Origin of the sequence: Phytomonospora sp. NPDC050363 (genome assembly GCF_040655735.1) — a bacterium.
Classification (GTDB): domain Bacteria; phylum Actinomycetota; class Actinomycetes; order Mycobacteriales; family Micromonosporaceae; genus Phytomonospora.
The window spans coordinates 400,114-401,361 of sequence record NZ_JBFAKK010000008.1; the positions used below are offsets into that span (position 1 = coordinate 400,114).

The 1,248-nt window shown below is 70.9% G+C and carries 1 protein-coding gene; it reads left to right on the top strand.

Annotated elements, in window-relative coordinates:
* Positions 1 to 465 precede the first annotated feature (465 nt).
* On the top strand, positions 466 to 597 hold the full coding sequence (locus tag AB0I28_RS23835; RefSeq protein ID WP_357496696.1) for a hypothetical protein: 132 nt from the start codon (positions 466 to 468) through the stop codon (positions 595 to 597).
* Positions 598 to 1,248 lie beyond the last annotated feature (651 nt).

The window sequence follows — 1,248 nt, forward strand, 5'->3', positions numbered from 1 at the left end:
GGCGAGGATCGCAACTTCTCCGAGGCGTCCAGGCGCACCTGCATCTCGGCCGCTGCGCTTGCGCTTCGCCGCGGGGGAGGATCGCAACCGGGTCGAAGTGCGCCTCCCACGCCTCGCGGGCGTGCTGCGCTCGCGCTTCGCCGCGGGGGAGGATCGCAACTGCGCGACCCAGACACCCGCCTGAATGGCGGCCTAGGGCTGCGCTCGCGCTTCGCCGTGGGGGAGGATCGCAACGCCCGGTCGGTATCGAGGGGAATCACGATCTCTAGGCTGCGCTCGCGCTTCGCCGCGGGCGAGGATCGCAACCGCGGATTTGCGCCCGCAGGGCGGCCCCCTCGGGTGGCTGCGCTCGCGCTTCGCCGCCGGCGAGGATCGCAACGCACCGTCGCGCAGACCGCTGCGCTCGCGCTTCGCCGCGGGCGAGGATCGCAACGCAAGCCCCGGACCGGCTCCGGGTGTGGGTGGTTGCTGCGCTCGCGTTTCGCCGCGGGCGAGGATCGCAACAAGGGCCGCGCCGTCCTCACCTGGGAGGCGCGCGGGCTGCGCTCGCGCTTCGCCGCGGGCGAGGATCGCAACTTCTCCCAGGCGGCCCAGTAGTAGATCGGGTCGAGCTGCGCTCGCGCTTCGCCGCGGGCGAGGATCGCAACCACAACCACTGGACTGCGACCAACGCGCCGATGCCGGCCGCGCTCGCGCTTCGCCGCGGGCGAGGATCGCAACTGCGACATCATCGCTGGCCGCGCGCCGGCGACGATGCTGCGCTCCCGCTTCGCTGCGGGCGAGGATCGCAACAAGGTGGACGGCCCGGTCGGCGTCGACGGCGACGGACTGCGCTCGCGCTTCGCTGCGGGCGAGGATCGCAACACCCTCATCCAGGTCTCGACCGGCACGAGCCCTTCCGCTGCGCTCGCGCTTCGCTGCGGGCGAGGATCGCAACCACGGTGACACCTACGTCGCCAACGGGCTGCAAATCGCTGCGTTCGCGCTTCACTGCGGGCGAGGATCACCCCCCTCCGCTCCGCTGCGCGGCCAGGTTCCTGCACGTGGGCTGCGCACGCTGTCTCGCAGCAATGTCAGGCCAGTCTTCGTTGCTGGCAGGCACATTCGCGGCACACGGCAGGCACCAACGCCGTCTGAGGTTCCCCCGGTTTGGCGGAGGGTTATGCGGGTGTTGGGATGGGTTGGTTCTGGTTGAGCCAGGCGGTTTCGTACTCGGCTGGCGATAGCCAGCCGAGACGCTGTTGGATT